This window comes from Proteiniphilum sp. X52, assembly GCF_003712195.1.
Classification (GTDB): Bacteria; Bacteroidota; Bacteroidia; order Bacteroidales; family Dysgonomonadaceae; genus Proteiniphilum.
Genome location: NZ_RDSD01000003.1, coordinates 113,246 through 138,670, shown reverse-complemented (window position 1 = coordinate 138,670; position 25,425 = coordinate 113,246). Strand labels below are relative to the sequence as shown.

Below are 25,425 nucleotides of genomic sequence, written 5' to 3'. Positions count from 1 at the left end.
GGAAGTATCCCATATCCCAAGTCCCAAATCTTGGTTCCTCCGCCTTGGATAGGGGTTCTTAGAATTCACAAAGAAAGTAAAAAAGGGAGAGAAAATAAAGTTTCGGTAAAATTATTTTCCGGTAAATGTACGCAAGTGCTACCGGTCAATCTCACTGACTGTTCTCTTGTCATAAATGATCGCGGCAGCCCGCTCCGAAGCACCGGGTCCACCAAGCAACTGTCGCATCTCTTCATAATTGTCGAGCATATTCTTGCGGTAAATCTGCACATGGAGTATTTGTTTCAACTCTTTCCGGATATTATCCACCGTGAAGAAGCGGGCGAACAGTTCTTTGACAACGGGACGGCCGCAAATCAGATTCACCAGGGAGATATAAGGTGTATGAAGAATATTTTTGAAAACCCAATAAGTGATCCGCGGCATCGGCGTCCGGTAGCAAACCACCTGAGGCACATTGAGCAGCGCCGTCTCCAGCGTGGCCGTCCCCGACGTCACCAAAGCAGCATCCGATTGTGCCAGAATACGGTAAGTCTGATTAAAAAGCACTCTTACCGGGGGAAAGGAGCCGATAAAGTCGTCATAGAACGCCGGATCAATACCCGGCGCGCCTGCCACCACTACCTGATAACCGTCGCAATAGCCTTTTACCGCTTCCAACATAGGGGGCAGGTTACTAGCGATCTCCTGCTTACGGCTCCCGGCCAGAAGAGCAATCACCGGCTTGTTATCCAGTCCGTTCGCCGCGACAAACTGGGCAAAGGTCTCTTCTTTATGGCCTCGTTGCACAATAGCATCTACCGTAGGATTTCCCACATAGCGCACCTCATAGTGATGCTCTCTGAAAAAATCGACCTCAAACGGCAGGATCGACAGCATTTCGTCCACATATTTTTTGAACGATTTCACCCGGTACTTTTTCCATGCCCACACCTTGGGCGAAATATAATAGTAAACCGGGATACCCAACCTGGTTTTTACATACTTGGCAATCTTCAGGTTAAACCCGGGATAATCGACCAAGATCACCGCATCGGGACGATAAGCGGCAATATCTTTTTTGCAGAACGCAAGATTCCGCAGAATGGTACGCGCATTCAACACCACCGGAATAATACCCATAAAAGCCATATCGCGGTAATGCCTTACCAGCGTGCCGCCGGCAGACTGCATCAGATCCCCTCCAAAGAAGCGGAAGTCAGCTTCTTTGTCGAGTTTCCGTAACGACTGCATCAGATTGGACGCATGCAGGTCGCCCGATGCCTCTCCTGCTATAAGGTAATACTTCATTTTATACTCTCCATTCCTTCAACTGGGGAAGAAAGTCGTAAGCTGTCATATCGATCTTTACCGGCACAACTGCGGCATATCCGTTTGCCAAAGCCCATTCATCGCTGCTGTCATTCTCCTCTTCCCAGTTTTCGAAATTACCGGTCATCCAGAAAACGTCTCTACCTGAACCGTCTTTAGATCGATGATACTCATTCACCCACTTCCCATGCGTTTGTGTGGTCATCTTGATTCCTCTCACCTCCCCGGCAGGCACATTCACGTTCAGGCATATCCCTCTGGGAAGACCTTGTTCTATAACTGTTGCGGCCAGTTTCCTGGCAATCTCCATCGTGAAGGAGAAATCGGCATCGGGGGTGAAATCACACAATGAAAAGCCGATAGAGGGCACATCAAATATACAACCCTCGATGGCTGCTCCCATAGTGCCGGAATAAATAACACTGATCCCGGCATTCGAACCGTGATTGATTCCCGAAACCAAGAGGTCGGGCTTCCGGTCTACAAACTCATTCAACGCCAGTTTCACACAATCGACCGGTGTACCGTTACAAGCATAAACGGTCAAGTTTTCCTCTTTTTTCAGCAACCTTGCCCGCAGCGGGTGGCTGGTGGTAATGGCACTCGACATACCCGAACGGGGTGAGTCGGGCGCGAACACAATCACTTCTCCTATATCTCTCATCGCTTCCGTCAACGAAGCGATCCCTTTCGCCTGATACCCGTCGTCATTAGTGACAAGGATCAGGGGCTTTCTATCCATCATTCTACTCTTGCCTTGTTTTAAGAAATACAAATATAATGAATAAAAGCCATTCCTTTACAATGGGAATGGTTACGATAAGGTTAATTATTCCGCCAGGGCAGTCTCAAAAGTAAAGACAGCTCCTTTTTTTATTCTGTTTTTTCTTTACCATATTATTAGATTTCAGCATATTAGCTGTAAAATCTATGGGATATGGCAAAACCTGTTTTTAAAAGTTACTATCAAGGGGAAATTGCTCTTTCCCCTGCAAGCCTGGATGAAAAACTTCCCGCTGATTCATCCGCCCCGTTGGCCAGTCAGACAGTGTGCGGTCCGGACATCGGCCGCGTGACAGACACCCGGCCATAACACGATTAACCGCTTCCGCTCCTTCCATTTGAAAAATACGATCGACGGAATTTTCACCCGGGTGGTGATGATGCCGAAACGGGTTTTGGTGATGCCGTACTCGGCGCTTAAGCCGGGAATGGCAAAGGAGAGGTTCTTCCACACGAAGTAAAAGAAGGCATAACCGATCATCGCGGCTATCAGGGTGCGTTTGTGCCAGTATTTCAGACTTTTGTGTGTCTTGGTTTGCATAAGTGGTAATCGTTGACTATCCGTTTAACTTTCCCAACGTCCTCCTTTTCCGAACAATTTATCCAGCCATTCATCCAGCAGGTTAGTCCTTACCGCTACATCCAAAATGGTAAACCGCCGGCGAATATATTGCGCCCGGACAAAAGTCTTTCTCAAGTAATGCCGTGTGATCCCTATATCTCCAGGGTTCACGGGTGCTCCTACCTGCGACAAACGCCGCTTAACTTCTGAGTACGGGACCAATTGTTCTTTCAGTTTTGAACGGATCTCCGGCCAGTTCTCTTTCAGGGTCCGCAATTGCCCTGACAATTCTTCTTTTGAAATATATTTTGCTTTCGTCTCTATCACCCCTATCTCCGGAAAGTCAGTATCGCGGAATCGGTCCCGGGCATCTTTCTCCAACTCTTCTAAAGTGGGCCAGGCTTGGCAACAGGCTTGAATATCCAAATCCTGAATTGGGGCATTAAAAAACAGCTCATAGAGTGCTGTGATCGCCAGTGTGCCGACAGCTACCTGAAACCCATGGGAAATATGTTCACCGTGGTTGGTATGATGCTCCATATTCCATAAATGGCTGAACTGGTGTTCCGCCCCCGACGCAGGTCGGCTTGTTTTATGCGCCTGCATCGCAAACCCTCCTAACATCAAGCCCTCGATCAGCTTCTCAATAGCCGGTTCTTCCCCTTCCCTGACCCCCTTGGGATCAGCCAGCGCGTCATGCAATCCTCCTTGCACAATATTCCAGGATTGTTCATCTATTTTTTCGGCACCCAAGGCGTCCGATAATATCCAATCCGCTCCTGCAGTTATCTTGGCAAATAAATCCGCATATCCCGAAGCTGTCATTTCAGGCGGGGCCTTACTGATAATACTCACATCTGCCAGACAAGCCTGCGGCGCAGGACAATCAAACGTTTGTTTCGCACCCCTGTAGGTAATAGAAGCACCAAAAGCAGTATATCCATCCATCGATGCTGCCGTTGCCACACACATATACCTTCGGTTTGCTTCGTATGAGGCCAGTTTCGTCAAATCGTTAATAGTTCCCGACCCCACGGCAATGGGAATAGCGCTGTTACTTTTCAATACATCCACCAACTCTTCCACGAATCCATATTCCGCATACAGATCCGGCTCTGTGAAGATATAACTTCTCTCTTGCTTGATCTCCGCTTCCTGAAGTAAACGCTCTATCTGTTTTCCGGCAACCCTGTAAGTGTTGGTATCTGCCACAATAATTGCTCCCTGCTGCGGAAACTGTTCTTTAAACAACTCCGGGACCCGATGTAATATATCACTCCCTATAATCAAAGCCCTTGTTTCATCAGCGGCTTTTAGAGCCTCTTCTATTCTGGATACAACCCCCATCATATTATTTGTTTTTCCATTGTACTCAATATACCCCATCCCTCAATTTCTCCGGTGACATTGCCATGCCCATCTTTCAACCGCAGATTTCGTAATTCCGGTTATTAGAAAAAATTGTATTATCTACCACTTTAAAGTATAAATAAAAAAATATCATAAGATTTTTTATCGTTACTTATTTCGCAAAGAAAGAAAGAAATTTTCTTTTCAACAAATATTTTTCAAGAATTTTTTCTTTTTCTTTCTATTCAGTGGAAATATTTTTCTTTTTCTTATCTTTAAAATAAAAATAAAAAGTCCTATTTTGTTTTTAGCCTTGTTTTGTTGCAATATTTTCATTTATTTTGTATTTCGTTTATTGCAATTTAAACAGAATCAACATGCTAAGCATTGCGGAGAGACATAAATACATCATAGACACATTGAACAAAGAGGGATTTGTCAAAGTCATAGACATAGCTAATGCGCTCAATATAACCACTGTAACCGCAAGAAAAGACCTGAAGCAATTAGAAGAAAAAGGGTTATTATACAGGACGCATGGGAGTGCCAGTCCGGCCAATCCGCACATCGGGGATCGCACAGTAACGGAAAAAGAAAAGATAAGGATCATAGAGAAAAACAGCATTGGGATGGCAGCCGCCCGTCTGATAGAAGAAAATGACTCAGTCATCATGAATTCCGGCTCCACCATCTGCTCCTTTGCCGAACAAATCGCCCCCCAAACCCCATTAAGAGTCGTCACATCTTCCCTAAAAGTATCCTTGATTCTCGGGGAGAAAGAAAATATCAATATACTGCAACTGGGCGGGAGATATAGGACCCGTTCGATGTCGGTGATAGGCAGTTATACATTAAGCCTTTTAGAAAAAATCACCTGTTCCAAATTGTTCTTGGGTGTCGATGGCGTGGATACTGAATTTGGCGTCACCACCTCCAACCTGGAAGAAGCGGAACTTAACATCGCCATGATGAATGCCTCGCTCAAAACAATTGTCTTATGCGACTCTTCTAAGTTCGGCAGAAAAGGGTTCGGCAAGATTTGCAATATAGACAAGATAGACACGATCGTTACCGATTCGGGGATCCCTGAATCGATGAAAGAAGTGCTTGAAGAACAAGGCATCGAATTAATCATTGCCTGACCACGCGAGCTGAGGGGATAGAGCCGATATATCCTCCAAAAAAACAGGGATGGTTCTTTTTAAACGACAATTGTCAATATCTTATAGAAAAAAGATTGAGATGTATGTGAAATATCAAAAATAATTTTTATCATTGTTTCCGAATTGTTTATCTTGATTCATAATAAGAATTGCAATGGAAAAGTATATCCTTTCACTCGACTCAGGGACTACCAGTAATCGTGCCATCCTTTTTGATCACTCGGGTAAAATTGTAGAATCGGCACAAAAAGAATTCGACCAGATTTTTCCGCAATCGGGATGGGTGGAACACGAACCTGAACTGATTTGGAAGACCTTGTTGCAAGTGGCCCGCGATGTAATGCGGCAGCACAGAGTGGATCCCTCACAAATTGCGGGGATCGGAATAACCAATCAACGCGAAACCACCATTGTTTGGGACCGCAAAACCGGTGTGCCTGTTTACAATGCCATCGTTTGGCAAGATCGTCGCACTGCGGGGTTTTGCAATGAACTCAAAGAGAAAGGTCTTGAAAAAACCATTACCGAAAAAACCGGACTGCTCATCGATGCTTACTTCTCGGCAACAAAAATCAGATGGATCCTCGATCATGTCGAGGGCGCACAACATAAAGCAAAAGCCGGGGAACTGCTCTTTGGCACTGTCGACAGTTGGCTGGTGTGGAAACTTACAGGAGGGAAACTACACATTACCGATATCACAAACGCGAGCAGGACCCTTCTTTTCAACATCCACACATTGCGATGGGACAAAGAACTCTTGTCTCTTTTTGACATCCCCGCAGAAATGTTGCCGGAAGTAAAACCCAGTAGTCAGCTATATGGCCTTACAGAGGCCGGTTGCTTTGAAAGCGCGGTCCCCATAGCCGGCATTGCGGGAGACCAACAGGCCGCTCTCTTCGGGCAAATGTGCACTGACAAAGGAATGGTTAAGAACACCTATGGAACCGGTTGTTTTGTGGTGATGAACACGGGAGAAAAACCGGTCGTGTCGAAAAACAAACTGCTTACCACCATCGGCTGGCAAATTGGCAATGAAGTGACCTATGCGCTTGAAGGCAGTATTTTCATTGGTGGCGCTGTAGTACAATGGTTACGCGACCAGTTGGGAATCATCCGTTCATCTTCAGAAATTGAAGCTCTGGCAAGCGAAGTGGAAAACAACGGCGGCGTTACATTCGTGCAAGGCTTTGTTGGTCTGGGTGCCCCGCACTGGGATCAATATGCCACCGGGACAATCATTGGCCTCACCCGTGGCACAGGGAAAGCGCATATCGCCAGGGCTGCGCTCGAAGCCATCGCTTTCCGTTCAATGGAAGTGATAGAAACAATGGTATCCGATTCCGGGATCGAACTAAGTGAATTACGCGTGGACGGGGGTGCCGCGGTGAATAATCTCTTGATGCAAATCCAGGCCGATGCCATCGGACGAAAAGTGGTCCGGCCAAAAATCACCGAAACAACCGCGCTTGGCGCAGCCTATTTCGCCGGACTGGCCGTGGGCTATTGGAAAAATATCGACGAATTAAAAGAGCAATGGCAGGTGGACCGAAAGTTTATTCCCCGGGCAAAAGAACCCGAAATTGAAAAAACAATCGCCAATTGGAAGAAGGCTATCATGCGTGCCAAAAACTGGAACAATCCGGTTTGATCTGCTTTTAAGATAAGCCCACGCAGCAGGCCAACAATGAATCATTGGTGGTGTGGCGACCGTTTTGGCATGTGCTGTTGCGTCAGTTTGTGGATGATTAAAATTTTAAAACTATGAGTGAATTTTTAGGAGAATTTTTGGGTACATTTGTGTTGATTTTGTTGGGTAATGGCACTGTCGCCAATGTGAATCTCAACAAAACCAAAAGCCATGGAAGTGGCTGGATTGTCATCACGGCCGGGTGGGCACTGGCCGTGTTTGTCGCGGTTCTACTTACGTCTGATCTTAGTGGGGCGCATATCAACCCGGCTGTAACCTTGGGGTTGGCATTCAGCGGATTGTTTGAGTGGGTGAAAGTAGCCCCGTTCATTATGGCTCAAATGCTGGGGGCTATGCTGGGCGCGTTTACGGTTTATCTATTTTTCAAAGGGCATTTCCTGATCACAACCACCCCCGGTATTAAAAAGGCTTGTTTTTGCACCGATCCGGCCATCAGAAATTACCGGAACAATTTTTTCTCTGAATGTATCGGAACATTTGTGCTGGTACTGGCTGTATTAATGATCGCTTTACCGCAATTGCAATACGAATATTTGGGAAGCACCAAGGTGGGGCTGGGATCATTGGGTGCACTACCGGTTGCACTGGTCGTTTTTTCCATTGGACTCAGTTTGGGGGGAACTACCGGATACGCCATTAATCCTGCGCGTGACCTGGGACCACGAATTGTGCACGCTTTTATCCCTTTCAAGAGTAAAGATGCCAATGATTGGGAATATGCCTGGATACCTGTTTTTGGTCCCATTGCAGGAGCAGGACTGGCAGCATTGGTTTATCTCTTCATTCTCACAGTGTGTGCCTGAAGTCGCACCATATCCGTTTTTTGATCCAGCCACACATCTGCGTGCAGTAGTAGCCGAAGGGTTACTTCTGTCATACCTTGTCGAAATAGGGTTCCGTCTGTTTGAAATCTCCCCAGTAGTATTAGGAACATTGGCAAATCGACACATTTTACAAAATTCTTGAATGAAACACCGTATTGATTCCTTTCACAATGAAAAAGGAGAGCGACTGTCAAATACTTTTATAGATTTGACAGTCGCTCTCCTTTAAGACAATTATCCCACATTTTCGCTGAGCAATACGAGCCTAATCAACGGGCCAAGCTGCTTATTTCAATATTATCAAGGAAATAGCGGTTCGCCGTAGCTAACTGCCAGTTGGTCTGGCGGATCGTAATTGTGGTTTCTTTGGTGAGCACTACTCCGGTGAGTGCCACTTCAGCTCTGATCCACTCAAGTTTTTGGCCGTTCTCGAAGCCTGCCGGAGGTATGCTGAATTCCATCTCATCACTTCCATTTTTCACGATAACGATCAGGTTGACCGGGTCAATCACGCCCGAACCTTGGCGCATCGGACACCAGTCAAACGACATCACGGCAGTGGCCCCGGGTGGAACATCTTTTTCGAGTTTCGGAAGAATGATGCCGGCCTGGAAACCGGTTTTACCGAACTTAAGGTAATTCTGCTGGAGATAGATACACTCGGTTGCGTTCGTAGTCGCAGGAGTGACACGAAGGAATGCATACCCCCTCTCAAGGAGGGCGGCGAGGGCTGATTTACCGTCGACCTTGGGAGTCGGGAGCTGTGGAGCTGTAGCACTGAGATTGTCTGTTTCGACAGTTCGGCCTGCTTTACCGGCTACCGACCATGGATCAAGCCACTCGAAGTCTTCAAAGAAATAGATATCTTTGGCAATGCCGTTATCTTCCACTTCCGCGGCAAAGACCTTGACCACCGGAGCAGCCAGTCCATCGAAATAACCCGTCACCACCACACGATGTCCGTTCATAGAAGCAAGATCAAATGAAGCAGGCGCATCAATGATAGTTACCGTGTAATTGGCATCCGCAACAGACACGTTGGCACCATTCAAAATACCGCTTACCGCAATGAATTCTCTCGCAGTAGCGTTATATTTGTCCACCTCGTCTGTAATATCCTTAGCCGAAGGATAGGTCACTTCTCCTCCCGTTGAAACAATTTTTATATTGTCAGCCTCAACAATTGGAAGCGATTGTGAATTGGAGGACTTGTTTCCCAAAATCGTGACTTTATTCCCAACACTTACTGACGCATCACCCAATACATATACGTTATTGGCGTTTTGCGCATCCGTCACAATAAATCCTTCCGTTGTAAGAGCCATTACAGTTACGTTGGGGACAGACACGACGGTCTCATCAGCCAAAGCGGCCAATTCCGCCACTGTATAATCTTTCACATCCCTGAACTTATCACCCATCTGATTGACAATCACCTGTGCACGGCTGTCGAGGGTTGCTCCCTTGAAGACAATAACACCTCTTCTGGGATTATCCAACGCCCCGTCACGCAGGTTGTCGGATACAGCAATCGTCACATCCATCATGCCTGTGCCTGAAGCAGGACTGACAGTTATCCACTCCGGCACTTCGGTCAACCAGTCAGCATCGGCATAGACGGTGATGATCTGCGGCGCACTGCCTGTTCCTTCAAAACTTAAAGAGCCGGCACTTGCCAAAACGGCCTTCGAAAGACTCGACTCATCCTCCCCGCAACTCCCGAAAGAAAATAGGAGTGCCATTAGAATCACCGCTGTATATGTATATTTCAAAAATTCCATGACCATGTATTTTTTAATTTTAAAAATTCAACCCCATCAGGTATTTTCCCGCAACGGCATAATCCAAACAAGTTTGTCTTCTGCTGGTATTGCTTAATGAAAACGTTCAATTACATTAGAAATTAAGACCATCATCCCACCCCGGATTCTGTGTGAGATTCTTATTGAGTGAGCGCTCGTTGATAGGAATTGGATAAAGGTAATCTCTCACCTCCGAGAATTTGGTCCGTGCTATATTTTTATGATAATATATATATCCCCGGTTTTCTCCCGTGAGAAGGATATCTTTCCCAATCTCCAACACTTGCACTCCAGCAGGAGCCGATGGTTTGGGAGTTCCCTGTTCATAAAGAATCACATCAGGACTACCATCTCCTGTAAGATCGTACGCTCCCGGTTGTTTAAAATACATACCATATATATCCTGATCGATAGCGTATCCGGCTTTCCATCTTACCAAATCATCGAATCGGAAACCTTCTTGCGCCAACTCTATTGCTCGTTCTCTACGAATCTCGAGTATTACCCCTTTGTTTGATCCGGCCACATTTGTGTATCCATATTGGGCTGAAGAGAGATACCAGTCCGGATCCGCATTTGCTGCCTGCATATTCAGATTCGGCATACCCACCCTGCCCCTGAGCTTATTGATAGAAATATCAAGGTTGTCCTGTGTTAATGTACCCAACTCTGCTTTTGCTTCGGCATAATTCAGCAGCACCTCCCCGTATCGGAATACAGGAAGATCACATGTCGATCTGTCGTTACGGTCAACATTCCCGCCAGAAGCTGTCGGATCCTGAACGAACTTGACAGGATGATAGCCGGTAACACTGCCGGTAAGATCAGGAGGCAACACCTCTGATTTTCCGATTCTCGTATATCCCGGGGTTCTGATGCTCTGCGCCAAACGTGGGTCACGGTCCCTCACCTCGTCAACAAAGGCCATCTCTTGCCATCCTGGCTGATCCGTGAAAGCCGTACCATCTTTTTTCAAATAGGTATTTATAACCTTTCTTGTCAGGCCCGGACGTCCTTGGGTGGGAACCACCGTGTGTGCTGTGGCATTGTGATAAATGCCAAGGCTGTAATCGAATTTGATGGCAAGAATATACTCATCCACACTGGCGTTTTCTTGCGCAAAAAGCATCAGATAATCCTTGGCCGGATTGTTGGTGGAATAAAGCCTGTAAGGGCCTTCACTAATCAGTTCTTCCGCCGCATTGGCGGCCTGCTCGAGATAATAAGCATAGTCATTTCCCTCAAGGTCGGGTTGGTGATATTTCCGATAAGTTCCTTCATAAAGGCAGAATCGCGCTTTCAGAGCCAAGGCAGCCCACTTGTTGACACGATAAGTACTCACTTTAGAAGACAGGTTGTCAATGGCATAATCAATGTCCTCAATCATTTTAGTCATTACCAGCTCACGTGAATCCCGCGGTTTGTATAAATCTTCATCAGCCGACCCCAGTTCTTTATCGTACCAAGGCACATCACCGAATCGCTTGACCTTTTCGAAATAGAAGTAAGCCCTGAAGAATCGTGTCAAGGCCGTATACTTGACAATGGCGGCTTCATCATCACATTGATGGATATAGGCCAAAAGAGTATTCATCTTTCTCAAGTCCCCCCATGACCATCCTCCTCCGGAATTGGGGACTGTCCTTTTGTTGCCTCCAATCATTTCGTCTGAGAGGTTTTGTTGGATGTAAAGATCACTTTGATCATCATAAGGAGATTTATCCAGCAAATTGTTGTAAAAAGTATTACTGAACAACTGAAGGTCGGTTTCCGTCTTAAAATAAGTAGCAGGAGAAATTTGGCTCAGAGGTTTGGTGTCAAGCATGTCGCAGGCCGTCAAACCTATCATTAGAGCAATCGCTATTATAATATATTGCTTCATTGTCATGTTCCTTATTGTTATTAAAAAGTAAGATCTATACCAAACATAAACGTCTTAGCCCACGGATAATAGGCGTTTTGGTAAACGGCACTCGACCTATCGATAACCGCCTCGGGGTCAACATATTCAGAGTTCTTTTTAATAGGCGACCAAAAACAGAGATTTTCACCCGAGAAATAGACACGAACCATATCCAGTTTGATCTTTCTCGTCAAATTGTCCGGCACCGTGTATCCAAAAGTCAAATTCTTGAATCTCAAGTATCTCAGATTCTGGAGATAACGATCATTCACCCTACTCAGGGGGCCAGATGTTGCTGAATAGGCCATCGGCCTAGTGAAATAGGCGTCAGGATTATCTTCTGCCCACACTTTGTCGAGGAAGTTCTTCGGCAAGAAAGAAAGGTAGGGATAGGAATATGGCCCCCAGAAATTCATCATCTGCCCATGAGGATACCAATAATGGTTACCTGTTCCCTGAAAGAAAACCGACACATCAATACCGTGCCATCGGACATTTGCATTGATACCATAAGAAAGGCTAGGCAGTGAGTTCCCCAAAATCTTACGATCTCCGGGATCGCCCACGGTATTGCTGCCTATCCCCAATTTACCATCACCATCAATATCGAGAAATTTGAGGTCGCCTCCTTGCCACCCTCCGGTGATACGGTTGTTAATATAACTCAAATCGACTTCTTTTGCATAGGCTTGCGCTTCTTCTCTGCTTTGAAAAAGCCCATCAGTGACAAAGCCCCAGATTTCTCCAATTCTCATTCCTTCGTAGTAATCTTTAGCGAACGATTTTTCCGGATTGTCATACTTAGTGATCACACTCCTGTAATCACTGATATTGAATCCAAAACCATACTCTAAAGGTTTGCTGGATAGCACTATTCGATCTCTCCAGTTGATGGAAAGTTCATATCCCTTTGTGCGCAGGTCGGCCGCATTCATTTTTGGAGGGTTAGCTCCATACACACCAGGCAGAGCCACTCCATCGGTCAGCATATCTTTAGTATCACGGACATATGCATCGCCGACAAAATTGAGCCGGTTATTCAAGAAAGTCATATCAAGACCAACGTTCCACTGGTTAGAGGTTTCCCATGTCAGGTCAGAGGCTACAGGTGCCCCTATGGTGGAATATTTACTCATGGTGCTACCCTCTCCGAAGGAATAACCCGCGAAATCATTGATTGTAATAAGTCTCAAATAGGCATAATAGGAAGAGACGTTTTGGTTGCCCAGGCTGCCATAAGAGCCTCTCAACTTGAGATTATCCACATATTTTCGCGCGGGTTCGAAGAATGACTCCTCTGAAATTCTCCATCCAACTGACCCGGAAGGAAACCAACCCCAACGATGACCGGCCGCAAAACGGGAGGTGCCATCATAACGTCCGCTGGCTTCAAACAAATAGCGCCCTTGATAGTCATAATTGACACGGCCAAAGTATCCCATCAGTACATATTCATTCTGGCCGCCACCAACACCGGTAAGGGTATTGCCTTCCGAATCCTGCCCCACAAGATTCAAGTCGTCCAACTCCGTAGAAGAGAGATTTCTACCCCATGCTGAAACATTTTTCAATTTTAATGTCTCATAATTTAATCCGACCACTCCTGTCAGGTTATGAGCATTGTTGAATGTTTGGCTGTAATTGGCGAAAACATTGGTAGAATAATAGTTCCTTGTGTTCACAGCTTCATCCAGTTGGTTTTCACCAGCTCCGGTACTATAAACCCCCATTTCAGCATCAGGATATTCCCTGAAATACATATGGTTGGAACGGCTGGTATTGCGTGCCTGGTACAACCGGTAAGTAAAATCTCCCGTGACACTCAGTGTTTTTAGCGGAGTGATGACAAGACGGCTGGTATTGGAGAAATCGCTTGTAATATTAACAAGGCGGTGCGAGTTTTCACCCAGTATTATGTGGCGCCCGTTGGCCACCTTATAACTACTGTATGGCGTACCGTATACCCATGAACCGTCAGGGTTCTTCATGGGGATGTTGGCCAACGCGTGCCGGGCGCTGTAACCAAGAGTGTTATCGACACTCCCGTCTCCTAATGAGGTATACTTTGAAGTATAGAATGATGTGTTGTTTGACAGCGTGGCCCACTTGTTGATGTTGAAGTCTATTTTCGACCGCAGATTATATTTTAAAAAAACATCGGGATGTTGCCTTTGTATACCTTCCTGTCTGTCATGCGCTCCGGAAACAAGATATTTCACGTCTTTTGAACCCCCATTGAATGATACACTGTGCTTTTGAACCGGACGTTTTGAGCGGTATAACATATCCCACCAGTCATAGTTGCCATAGTAAACCCATTGTCTTCTTCCGTTTCTTACATCTTCCACAACCCATGGACGATCGGGATGCTCCTCCTTGTCGTTTACACGAGCTAGAAGTTGGCGCATATCCTCGTCGGTATAATTAAAGTATAGCGTTCCCGAATCTGCATTCCAAAACTTGTTAATTGTATACACGGACCAGTATCCCCTATTCTCGTAATCGGTAGATGTGGTTGATTCTTCCCATCCCCAACGGCTACTGTAACGCACCATCGCTTTTCCATCTCTGGCTGTGCCGGACTTGGTAGTAACAAGAATTACGCCAAATGCGGCACGCGCTCCATACACGGCAGCAGCGGCTGCATCTTTGATAACAGAAATTGACTCCACATCATCAGGATTGACACGGTTGAGGTCACCTTCAGCACCATCGATCAACACAAGCGGTGAGGCTCCATTGATAGAGGTAATACCGCGGACATTAATTGAAGGGGTACTACCGGGTTTACCTGAAGAGGTGGTAATATTGAGTCCGGGGACGGCTCCCTGTAACATATGGGTTACAGAGTGCGCAACACGGTCTTCGAGCTCTTTGCCACCTACAACCGCCACAGAACCTGTAAGATTGACCCGTTTCTGTGTACCGTAACCGACTACCACCGCTTCCTCAAGAATGACTACATCTTCCTGCATATAAATGGTGACACTCGTTTGGTTTGCTGGAACCTTCACCTGCTGAGTAATATACCCCACAAATGAAACACTGAGGGTAACTTCTCCTGATGGAACTTCAAGCGAGAAACTTCCATCTACAGAAGAAATTACACCTTTGGACGTGCCATCGAGTTGGACAGTTACTCCTATCATTGGTTCTTGTCCGGCGTCGAGGACTTTCCCGGAGATCACTCTATTCTGAGCCGACAAGGAAAATCCTCCTCCAACTATCAGAAGTATAAATAGGACAAATAGTCTACATTCTCTCATAAAATCAATGTTTTAAATCAGAAATTATTTTTGTCAACATGTTTATTTTCTTTTATACTCGTCTATCGAGAATACTTTCGGCCGTTCCATATTCTCAGTCCACCTGTTTCCAAATTCATCTTGAACGGTGATCACCAAATCCGTATCGGCATCATTCGCTTTTACCTTGAAGAAATGGGTAAACTTCTGGGTCACGAATGACGGCGTTGATGTGAGATTCGGCTGATTGAATCTTTTCACGGAAAGCGCCGCTATATGGAGCGGATCATAAGCCCATACTTCCTGTGGCACCAGGTTATTGCCATCTTGATCCACCACAGTCAAGATCCAGTTTCGATTCCAGTTCCAGATATTTATCAGCACCTCGTTACTGTTGTTCGCCGGATAGGCGTCCACATACTGCTCATATACCCTCCTGGTCGCATCAGGGACATTGGAAGGCATCAATGGGACGTCGGCCATTGAGAAGCGCACATTGTTCAGATCGTAACTTCGGAACTGATAATCTTCAGGCCATCCGGTAGCTTTATATTTCCACTTCAAATTGGTTCCCGACACATTCCAGACGGCATACCCACCCGGCGTTCCATCAAGGCTGACATGCACTCCGGGGGTAAGGTGGCCTGACCACCACCAGGAGGCGCATACCGCTCCTGTATTATGTTCATAAAAGTTGCGGTCGCCTACGATTGCGTCGCCGGGCCTTACATTGAAGGTCATGTGTGTATGACCTGTCACAAAATGAGCTTCGTATCCGGCCAAAGCATCAAAAAGCTTTTCGGTATTGATCACGTCGTAATCATATTTGAATCCACCAGCTATCGGATAAAATACTTGCGCATGCATCGCAACAACAATGGGCGTTGATTTTTCCACATACGAAAGATCTTTTTCAAGCCATTTCAGTTGTTCTTCAGAGATAATCTTTTTATATTTTCGAGAAGTGGTACCATCATATTCGCTGCAATCGATATTATCCATAACCACATAATGCACTTTGCCAATATTGAAAGAATAATAAGTAGGTGCAATTTGGTCTCTGTATTTGATTTCGGCTGTAAAATCCGACGTTCCCTGAAAATCGTTGTCGTGATTACCCATCACATGGAATATTTGCAAGTCCTTCAATTGTGAGTTTACATCATTCAGGTATTGGGGAAAAGAATAGTTGTTTGAATACCAATACAAGTCCCATGTCATGTCTCCAAGCGCAATTGCATACATCTTCTCTCCTCTGTGACGATCCATGTAAGCAGTCAGGTCGGTTGTGAATTCTGTGAATTGCCTTGCATCATCCGTACGATTCGCAAGGTGCATGTCACCGAGCATAAACACCTTGTAAGAGTCCTGGTTATTCACTTTTCTCAGTGTAAAATCGACCCGTTCAACAACATTGGGGGCTCCTTTCAGCTTATAAAAAAACTGAGGCAGTACTCCGCTGGATGGAACTTCATATCCGCCTGGTATGGAGATAAACACATGACCTTGCTGTTTGGCGGATTTTAGCTGGTATATACCATCCCCATTCGTCACGGTCACCTCCACCCCATCAGACACCACAACATTTCCCACACCCGCACCATCACCCGAGGAAACGATGCCGTAAATTGTAGTGCCTTCATCCGGCTCGAAACCGATATTTTCAACGATAGTGATGTGGGTTCCTCCAAACGGTTTTTTCCGGGTGTCCCTTTTGATGAAAACTTTGTGATAACCGGATTTGCATTCACTGGCCAAACGTACGGTGAAACTTTCTGAAGAGGTACTGATAATGGGGCATACAAAAGATATTCCGGCATCCGATTCTAAAATAAATGAGTCTGAGGAGGATGGCGCTTTGCCGTTTTTTACCGTAAAAACGTATTCTCCTCCTTGAGTGATATCAATTAAGGCCGGGAGTTCAAATTGCACATCAAACTCATCCGCAATGTTTTCCTCCTTATTACTGCAAGTTATGTATTGAAATAGTATTACTAAAACTAACAGATATTTTCTCATATTTTTCATTTTGAAACGCTGATGTAACAAATTAATTCTATTTTGAAAGGTTAGGATTTTGCCTGAGACAGGTATGCAGAAATGGTTGCCAAACGTATAGTAGACCATGTATATTTTTCTAGCATTTCCGCACAGTTATGCTATCACTATCCATATAGGTCATTTAATTCTTTCATATATATACAGCTCACGTACCTCCTGTGTGTAGCCTTCCTCCCTGACAGGACCTTGCGACATTCCAAGTATGATTTGAGTTCCACGGTTATTTAAGACCACCAGGTCATCGTTGGTTGGATCGATGGCAAGTCCTTCGATTTCACCGGTGCGACGGAAATCATTCATTTCACGGAACAATGCAAGGCGTCCGGCCTTTGCCCCACCGGCAATAAGTCCCGGACGGGTTACCACCTTGCCATTATCATCCAACTTGACCGAGAATGGTGTGTCCCTGACCACCTCAGTTCCCTCAACCAGTCCGGTGAAAGGCACTTCACTTATGTCTGCGATGTAAATATTATCCGGGATCTGGTACATTGATTCACCATCATCGGCGGTAAACAACATCTTGCCGTCTGCGACAAAGATTCCCTGTGTCCAATAAGGAGCGGGACGACATTGCATTTTCGTGTAATATTTGCCGGTTTCAAGACTGTAACAATAAACATAACGGCTATCCACCCAATCGGACATCCATATCATGTTCTTTTCCCTGTCGATAGCAATTCCCGACACTTCCACCTGACCCGACTCCGGCGACCATGGAATATCGCGTTTCCATTGCAATGTTTCCGCATCATATACCGAAATGGCGATATTATATCCACGGCCATATTCAAATAACTCGACGCCGGCATAAATTTCGCCATTGAAAACGTCGATATCACCAAAGTGATTCGTTTTTTTAAGATCCTTGAAAGGTTTCTCATTCGACATCAGGAGATTGCCCTCCTTATCATACTTATGCAATGCCGTAGTATTGGATACATAATAATAGTTTTCATCAATCGCGATCCCTTGGCGTCCAACTACGGGAATAACTTTCTTTAAGCGGTACTCTTCACCGATATGCTGCGCCATAACAGAGGATAAGGACGCGATAGCCAGCGTAATGGAAATAATTGTTTTTTTCATGTTTTTATTATTTAATTGATTTTAAAATCTGAAAAGGCCCATTAATTGAACCTGATCGTAACCATCTCTTCCAAGGGCCTGTGAGGCCTTAGCGGAATAGAAACCGTGCTGATAATTCAATTGAATTTTTAAGTTAGGCGCAGGCTGGAAAGTAAAGCCTGCCAATATACGGTCATAGTTATTTGCAGTCATATCATTCGCTTTATCTTCATATCTATCATAACGAATGAGAGGAAGGAGTTTACCGTACTTTGTTTGGAGATTATATCCGGCAAGTGCATAAAAACCACGCTCGTCAAACATGCCATTCTCCCCCTTGAGGAAACCGTATTCGGCTCTCAAAAAAACACCGTTCGGGTCATTATACCATGCCCCGAGAATAGTTCGGTTCATGGTATTATATAAGGACCTTTTTCCTTCTCCATCGGTATAAGTATATTCACCCCAGCCATGCGAAGCTTTCACATTGAAATATTTAATTGGCCGCACAGTGATTGCGGCAACAACATCCTTGGATTTATTGGGATCATCTTTCATTGGAAGAGAGCCATTCGAAAGGGACAAGTCATAACTTAAATGATTGAAATCCTTTTCCGACGGGAAAAGATCCCCCATAATCATCACACCAAGGTCACGCCCGTAGTCTACGAAGTTGTATTCATAAGGATTCCTGCAAACCATCCGGTAGACAATATTCGAGAAATCGACTGTCTCCAGCGTTGCGGGAGAAATATCGTAATTCTCATATCCTAGTGGAAGATAGTACTGTCCTGCACGCACTTTGAATGCAGGACTGAAGGTATAGGTGGCAAACGCATCCATAACCTGGAGGTTTTTTTGTCCATTCGGGGTTAGAGAGCCGGGAATACCGTTAAAAGCCTCAATCTGGAGTCTAAAAGCCAGGTTTGGCGTCACCGTCCCGTCTACAAGCAGGCGAAGTCTCTTTGCCTGAAAAGATGAAGTCCCCTCGCCGGCCGTACTGTAATTCCAACCGGTCTGCAGATAGCCGGATATTTTCGGCAGCTTGGCAAGCACCACGGCAATTTCAGATTGTTGTTGTGTGTTTTTTTCAACAACCTTGTCCTCCTCCATGTTCACCATTGGAGTTGCTGAAGAATAAAAGGAAAAACCCACCATTAACATGACAATAAAAAAATGTTCCATAGTAAAAATATTATTATGAGTTGATTGTGCTCACTACAGTTCAGATTCAATCCAGACGGCCGTAGAATTGTGTGCTCGAAAGAAGGCGGCTGTCAATCACCAATGTGGTCCTTTTTCGAATCCGGGGATTTTCCTCCTCTCTGTCAATCCGGATTTTTCAGTCACTGTTTTAATTTATTCGCATTATTCGTCATCTACGGCCAATCTTTTTTTCTCCGCATTCCAGGTAAAAGCAGAAAACAAAATAGCAATTGCGCTACCAAACAACATCAGCATAAATGCGGCATTCCATCCCATATGGTCTACAATAAAGCCAATGGCGATATTGGCTCCCAATGCGCCCCCCAGGTAACCGAACAATCCGGTAAGCCCGGCCGCCGTACCGGCCGCTTTCTTGGGTACCAAATCAAGCGCCTGCACGCCAATGAGCATTACCGGCCCATAAATCAGGAAGCCGATGGCAATCAGGGCGATGTTGTCGACCATCACATTGCCTGGAGGGTTTTTCCAATAGACAAAAATAGCCACCATCACCAGCAACATATAAATTATCGTGGCCGGCGCCCTCCTGCCTTTAAAGACCTTGTCTGAAATCCACCCGCAGAGCAGGGTTCCCGGTATTCCCGCATATTCATAAGCAAAATAAGCCCATCCCGCTTCTGCCACCGAGAAATCTTTGGCCTCTTTCAGGTAAGTCGGTGCCCAGTCGAGTATACCGTAACGCACCAGGTAGACCATGACGTTGGCGACAGCAATCAGCCAAAGGAATTTATTCCTAAAGACAAATTTAAAAAATATTTCTTTGGTTGAAAATTCCTCCTCGTGGCTGGCCTCATAGTCCTTGGGATAATCATTCTTGTATTTCTCGATATTGGGTAACCCGCACGATTGCGGTGTATCCCTCACGAGCAACCAGGTAATAAAAGCGAAGAGCATCGCTATCATTGCCGGGAAATAAAGCTTACTGTGCCAGTCCCCAAAAATGGCAACACCCAGAATAGCAAGCGGGCCGACAAGACCGCCACCCACGTTATGCGCCACATTCCAGATAGACATTTTCGTACCTCTCTCCTTGACGGAGAACCAGTGCACCATCACCCGTCCGGATGCGGGCCATCCCATCCCCTGGAACCAGCCGTTCACGAACATGACCATAAACATGACTGTCACCGATGAGGTGAGTGCCGGTATGGTACCAAAGCTAAATATGGTAAGAGCGGAAAGGAGGAGTCCCAGACTCATAAAGACACGCGCGTTACTACGATCCGAAACTCCACCCATCAAAAATTTGCTAAGCCCGTAGGAGAGGGAAACAGCCGCGGAGATAAATCCTAATGATCCTCTCGAATATCCCATTTCAATGAGATCCGGCATCACCAGTGAGAAATTTTTTCTTACAAGATAGTAAGCTGCATAACCGACAAAAATACCCATAAAGACCTGAAAACGCAATTTTTTATAGGCAGGGTCTATTTTCTCATCGGCTATCTGCTCTTTGTGTGGCGGTGGCTTTAAAATACCTATCATGGTTTCTGTTTGCTTATAAATCTATAATCCATTGCATATCGAATTCCTAAGAAACTGTTTTGAATTTTACGAGTAATTCTTTCACGCTTATTTTTCGACTCTTTCCTATTGTTTTTTGCCCTTTTTCGCGCCTTTGAACTTTCATTTCTTTTAAGTGGCCCGCCACATTTCAATCAATGAAAATCCAAATCCATCAAAAAACGGCTAAAAAACAATCGATGAAAAAATTCAAAACAGCTTCTAATAAAACAAACTTATTTAGGGAAATTATGTCAGAAAATAATTCTGGGCAATAGACCTGTATTCCCTGACCTGCTCCTCTTCCCAGCTTTTGTCTTTGTTCAGTTCCTTTGCCATAATGGAAGCCACGAGAGGCGCCATCTCGATGGAAGCTTTCGCATCCATATACAAAGCCCTCACTCTACGGGCAAGCACATCGTCCACAGTAAGAGCCATCTCTTCACGTACGGCCCACACCACCTCAGCTGCCGTAAATTCCAAGTCAGGATGCAGCTTTTGCGCGTATTCGGGATTGTTTTTCTGCAACTGAAGAATATGCTCCTGGTCGCTTCCATAGATATAGAGATGGTTGCTTCTATCGGGATTGGCCTGATAACCATGCACCTTGAGATGTTTGGTTTTACAAGGTTTATGTTTCATCCCGTTTGTTTTTTCCGCAAGATTCACAGTTTCTTCAGCCATGATACGATAAGTAGTCCATTTGCCGCCGGTGATGGTAACCAGCCCCGATTCAGAGGCAAACAACTTATGGCTGCGCGAGATCTCTTTTGTTTTGGTCTCTTCGGAATGTTTGGTAGGGGCAGCCAATGGCCTGAGGCCGGCAAACACACACAATACATCTTTGCGTTGCGGTTTTTTCACCAGATATCTTCCCGCGGTTTCCAAAATAAAGTCCACCTCCTCATCGAGCGGCTTGGGCTCCATCACAAACTCTTTCACCGGCGTATCGGTGGTACCCAGAATAACCCGGTTATGCCATGGAACTCCAAACATCACCCTTCCGTCGCTAGTCTTGGGCACCATAATAGCATCGTCACTGTCCAGGAAAGAACCGTCAACCACCACATGGACACCCTGACTGGGGCGTACCATCGGCTTTTGCACGGGATTGTCCATCTTGATGATATCATCCACAAAAATTCCGGTGGCATTGATGACACATTTGCCTTTTAATTGAAAAGTACCACCACCCAGTTTATCTTCAACGACTACCCCTGTAACTTTACCTCCCTCTTTTGTCAAATTGGTCACACCAGCATAATTGACTACTGCCGCGCCATGCTCGACAGCTGTCTGCACCAGATTAATGGCCAACCGCGAATCATCAAACTGACCATCCTGATAGGATACTCCCCCCTTTAGCCCTTGCTGCTCTATTTGAGGAATATGCTTGATGACGCTTTTTTTACTCATGGGCAATGAGCGCCCCAGCGCCCTTCTCCCCGCCAGAAGATCGTAAACGGTCAAGCCAATTGTATAAAAAGGTTTCTCCCACCACAAATAATTACCAATGACAAAACGCTGATTCTTCACCAAGTGGGGCGCATTCCTCCTTAAATACCCTCTTTCACGCAAAGCTTCCCTGACTAAAGCCACATCACCCTGTTGCAGATAGCGTACCCCACCATGCACCAGTTTTGTGCTCCGGCTTGAAGTCGCCTTTGAAAAATCAGCCTGTTCCAGCAATACAGTTTTATATCCCCGCGTAGCTGCATCCACCGCAATACCGAGGCCGGTAGCTCCTCCACCGATCACGATGAAATCCCACGCTGATCCTGTTTTCGTATTTTTCAATTCATTTATATAACTCGTACGATCCATAATAAAAAGTATTAAAGCCCAAAAGTAAAAGAATAATTTATAAATTCAAAACTTTTTCGAAAGTTTTTTATAAGGAAACAAACCCAAACATCTCTATTTCGCAAGTTAAATCGTTGTGTTTTTCATGAAAAGCCTGTTCGACCGCAATATAAGCCGAACATCAACGAGCATTAATTTTAATAAAATCCAATGAGATGCGTTCGAGTAGCGGTTAATATCTATTTTTCAAGTTTATTGAAGTAAAACGCCCACTTAATCCCTATGCGACAAACACCCGGATAGAGGTTCAATAACTAAACAAGAGTGACTTCAATCCCTTTGTCCCGGATTATCTGAATTATATTCTGCGGCGCATTTTTATCGGTAATAATATGATGAACCCGTTCTATATCACAGATTTTCCCAAACCCCTGTTTTCCGAATTTAGATGAATCGGCCAACACAATCACCTCTTTTGCCGCATTCAGCATACAGTGATTCAAATGGGCTTCGCCAATATTGCTGGTGGTTAACCCGAATTCGATCCCGATTCCGTCGACACCGATAAACAGCTTGTTACACATCAGCCCCTCCAAAAATTGTTCGGTATAGGTCCCGATTACCGACGCGGAGCTTTTACGCATATCGCCCCCCAACTGAATAATTTCCACGTTGGGATAGTAACACAGTGTCAACGAGACTTTTACCGATGGGGTGATCACCATTAACGATTCTGTCATGGATATTTTGCGGGCGAAAAACAACAAGGTAGTGCCTGAAGCGATAATAATCCGGTCATTTTTATTCAGCAAGCGGGTTGCAGCTTCAGCTATCCTGATTTTTTCATCTACCATGATTTTCTCTTTTTCATCGATATGCCGGTCGCTGATCAGTGAACTCAACGGACTTGCACCTCCATGGCTTCGTAAAAGCATATTTCTCTTTTCAAGATCTTTCAAATCCTTTCGAATAGTCACCTCCGACACACCAAGCGTCTGGCTGAAATCCTGTACGGTAACATATCTCTTTTTCTCCAATTCATCTAAAATGACTTTATACCTTTGGGCACTGTTTCTTTTTTTAAGGGATTCTTTCATTGTATTATTACAAATTAGCTGTCAATTAATAGAATAACTTATTTTCTTCCGGCGTTCAAAGCGACGTACGATGTATTTATCTATGCAAAAGCAAAACTACTAAAAAGAATGCCCATCTCAAAATAACATTTGGAAAATAATAATGACAAGGGATGTTTAACCATATATTCAAAAATTTCCTATCTTTGTATTTCCAGCAAATGTGTAGACTACATGACTGTTCGGTGAGGGAGGCTGTGCCTTTCAGTTCCTGCGTACTAATTATTCGGTTAATAACAGTAGTGGGGAGGAACGCCCCCGGCCATTTATTAAATTCTTTATTTCAATGAGAAAGACTTATCTCTTTTTTTGCCTATTCTTTATTTCGGTATTGGTTCTTGCACAGGAAATAAGACCTGTGAAAAATGTGATCATGATGATCCCTGACGGAACCTCCGTGGGTGTTTATTCGGCGGCACGGTGGTTCAAGTATTATAACGGCATGGAAAACAGGCTCAATGTGGATCCCTATCTTACGGGGACGGTTTCCACTTTTTCCTCCAATGCACCGATCGGTGACTCCGCGCCCACCGGCTCCACCTACGCTACCGGGGTGTTACAACAGGTGGGCAATGTGGGGATTCACCCCGAAGTTTCCGATAACGACCTGTTCCGGGTGGATGCATCACGCACCTATCAGCCTGCCGCCAACATCCTCGAAGCTTCTAAAATTGAGAAAAAGAAAGCGGTGGGATTGGTCGTTACTTGTGAGTTCCCGCACGCCACACCGGCGGATTTTTCGTCTCATTATTACAAAAGAAGCAATTACAAGGCGATTGCCCCGCAAATAGCTTATCAGAACCTGGATGTGATGTTCGGGGGAGGTCACGGTATACTGACCGACGACATAAAAAATCATTTCGCGAACAATGGAACGACGCTTATCCAAGATGACAAAGAAGCGCTGCTCAGTTATAACGGCGACGGAAAGGTATGGGCACTGTTCGGCGAACGGGCTTTGCCTTACAATATCGACAGGAATCCGGATAAAGTGCCTTCTCTCGCGGAGATGACCGAAAAAGCGTTAGAAGTGCTATCGAAGAGCGAAAACGGATTCTTCCTGATGGTGGAAGGAAGCCAGATAGACTGGGCGGCACATGCCAACGATGCGGCGACCATCATCAACGAATTCCTTGCATTTGACGAAGCGGTGGGTAAAGTGATGGCGTTTGCCGAAAAGGACGGGAATACCGTAGTGGTGGTCGCTTCCGATCATGGTAACAGCGGCTTTTCCATCGGCTCCAGAAATTGCTCAGGATCCAGCAAACTTTCCCTTGAACAACTCTTCGGCGCCGTATCCAGATACAAGATCAGCGCGGTAGCCTTGGAGTCAATCCTGATCAATACCAAACCGGAAAAAATCAAAGAGACATTCAAAGAATATACCGATATCGATCTTACCGACGAAGAGATGGAAATGCTCCTCTCCTCGAAGAACTATAAGGAGGCCGATTACACCCAAGTAGGGACAAGCGACAACCTGGCATACAACATCGTAAAAATATTGAATTCGAAAACCTGTTTTGGGTTCACTACAGGTTCACACACCGGGGAAGAGGTGATGCTTGCCTCTTATCACCCACAAGACGATATACTCAGGGGAAATATAAAGAACACGGAATTGAACGAATACCTGCAAAAAGTAACAGGATTGGAAATATCACTCCGGGAATTATCCGACCGGATATTCGTCAAACACGACCAGGTTTTTGCAGGGATGAACTATTCGATAGAAAAGAAAGACCCTGATTTTCCGATACTTAAAGTGAGAAAAGGAAGAAATACCCTTGAAATAAAAGCTTTCTCTTCGGTGGCCCGGCTGAACGGAAAACCGTTCGACATAGGCTCCGTGACGGTCTATATCGATAAAAACGACACATTCTATTTGCCGACCGAACTTGCGAAGAAATTATAGATACCACCGGCCATAGCAAAAGGAAACAAATACAAAACAAAAAATCCACCGGAAAGTG

17 protein-coding genes are annotated in these 25,425 nt (G+C 45.3%); 4 read left to right on the top strand and 13 right to left on the bottom strand.

Going from position 1 to position 25,425, the window contains the following annotated elements:
- Positions 1-138 precede the first annotated feature (138 nt).
- From lpxB to D7D25_RS04255, 4 genes are all read right to left on the bottom strand, one after another.
- The gene (lpxB, locus tag D7D25_RS04270) at positions 139-1,290 is read right to left on the bottom strand and encodes a lipid-A-disaccharide synthase (protein WP_122967721.1); all 1,152 of its coding nucleotides are present in this window, start codon (positions 1,288-1,290) and stop codon (positions 139-141) included.
- Position 1,291: 1 nt separating this feature from the next.
- Entirely contained in the window at positions 1,292-2,056 is a 765-nt protein-coding gene (gene surE, locus D7D25_RS04265; protein ID WP_122967720.1) for a 5'/3'-nucleotidase SurE, read from the bottom strand.
- A gap of 276 nt (positions 2,057-2,332) precedes the next feature.
- Positions 2,333-2,635: a hypothetical protein gene (locus D7D25_RS18150; RefSeq protein ID WP_185140212.1), complete on the bottom strand. Its 303-nt coding sequence runs from the start codon at positions 2,633-2,635 to the stop codon at positions 2,333-2,335.
- 24 nt (positions 2,636-2,659) lie between these two features.
- Positions 2,660-4,006, bottom strand: a complete 1,347-nt coding sequence (locus tag D7D25_RS04255; protein WP_255417172.1) for a sn-glycerol-1-phosphate dehydrogenase — start codon at positions 4,004-4,006, stop codon at positions 2,660-2,662.
- Between the two features lie 377 nt (positions 4,007-4,383).
- Between D7D25_RS04255 and D7D25_RS04250 the strand changes: the two genes are divergently transcribed.
- The 3 genes from D7D25_RS04250 (at position 4,384) to D7D25_RS04240 (ending at position 7,683) form a co-directional block, all read left to right on the top strand.
- Positions 4,384-5,148: a DeoR/GlpR family DNA-binding transcription regulator gene (locus D7D25_RS04250; RefSeq protein WP_122967719.1), complete on the top strand. Its 765-nt coding sequence runs from the start codon at positions 4,384-4,386 to the stop codon at positions 5,146-5,148.
- Between the two features lie 175 nt (positions 5,149-5,323).
- The gene (gene glpK / locus D7D25_RS04245; RefSeq protein ID WP_122967718.1) at positions 5,324-6,820 is read left to right on the top strand and encodes a glycerol kinase GlpK; all 1,497 of its coding nucleotides are present in this window, start codon (positions 5,324-5,326) and stop codon (positions 6,818-6,820) included.
- A 113-nt stretch (positions 6,821-6,933) separates the two neighbouring features.
- Complete coding sequence (locus D7D25_RS04240; RefSeq protein ID WP_122967717.1) at positions 6,934-7,683, top strand: MIP/aquaporin family protein; 750 nt, start codon at positions 6,934-6,936, stop codon at positions 7,681-7,683.
- A gap of 290 nt (positions 7,684-7,973) precedes the next feature.
- Here D7D25_RS04240 and D7D25_RS04235 read toward each other — a convergent pair whose 3' ends face one another.
- From D7D25_RS04235 to D7D25_RS04195, 9 genes are all read right to left on the bottom strand, one after another.
- Positions 7,974-9,485 (bottom strand): BACON domain-containing protein, encoded by a 1,512-nt coding sequence (locus tag D7D25_RS04235; protein WP_255417171.1) that lies wholly within the window; start codon positions 9,483-9,485, stop codon positions 7,974-7,976.
- A gap of 115 nt (positions 9,486-9,600) precedes the next feature.
- Positions 9,601-11,388 (bottom strand): RagB/SusD family nutrient uptake outer membrane protein, encoded by a 1,788-nt coding sequence (locus D7D25_RS04230; RefSeq protein WP_122967716.1) that lies wholly within the window; start codon positions 11,386-11,388, stop codon positions 9,601-9,603.
- A gap of 20 nt (positions 11,389-11,408) precedes the next feature.
- Entirely contained in the window at positions 11,409-14,675 is a 3,267-nt protein-coding gene (locus D7D25_RS04225; protein WP_122967715.1) for a TonB-dependent receptor, read from the bottom strand.
- A 42-nt stretch (positions 14,676-14,717) separates the two neighbouring features.
- Positions 14,718-16,673 carry a calcineurin-like phosphoesterase family protein gene (locus tag D7D25_RS04220; protein ID WP_255417170.1) on the bottom strand — a complete coding sequence of 652 codons (1,956 nt, stop codon included), beginning with the start codon at positions 16,671-16,673 and terminating at the stop codon, positions 14,718-14,720.
- 159 nt (positions 16,674-16,832) lie between these two features.
- Positions 16,833-17,804, bottom strand: coding sequence for a YncE family protein (locus tag D7D25_RS04215; RefSeq protein WP_185140211.1), 972 nt, complete (start codon positions 17,802-17,804; stop codon positions 16,833-16,835).
- A gap of 21 nt (positions 17,805-17,825) precedes the next feature.
- Positions 17,826-18,968 (bottom strand): porin, encoded by a 1,143-nt coding sequence (locus D7D25_RS04210; protein WP_122967713.1) that lies wholly within the window; start codon positions 18,966-18,968, stop codon positions 17,826-17,828.
- Between the two features lie 183 nt (positions 18,969-19,151).
- The gene (gene glpT / locus D7D25_RS04205; protein WP_122967712.1) at positions 19,152-20,495 is read right to left on the bottom strand and encodes a glycerol-3-phosphate transporter; all 1,344 of its coding nucleotides are present in this window, start codon (positions 20,493-20,495) and stop codon (positions 19,152-19,154) included.
- 267 nt (positions 20,496-20,762) lie between these two features.
- On the bottom strand, positions 20,763-22,337 hold the full coding sequence (locus D7D25_RS04200) for a glycerol-3-phosphate dehydrogenase/oxidase (RefSeq protein ID WP_122967711.1): 1,575 nt from the start codon (positions 22,335-22,337) through the stop codon (positions 20,763-20,765).
- Positions 22,338-22,630: 293 nt separating this feature from the next.
- Positions 22,631-23,413 carry a DeoR/GlpR family DNA-binding transcription regulator gene (locus D7D25_RS04195; protein ID WP_122967710.1) on the bottom strand — a complete coding sequence of 261 codons (783 nt, stop codon included), beginning with the start codon at positions 23,411-23,413 and terminating at the stop codon, positions 22,631-22,633.
- A 325-nt stretch (positions 23,414-23,738) separates the two neighbouring features.
- On the opposite strand from D7D25_RS04195, the gene D7D25_RS04190 reads away from it, so the two are divergent.
- Entirely contained in the window at positions 23,739-25,367 is a 1,629-nt protein-coding gene (locus D7D25_RS04190) for an alkaline phosphatase (RefSeq protein WP_122967709.1), read from the top strand.
- Positions 25,368-25,425 lie beyond the last annotated feature (58 nt).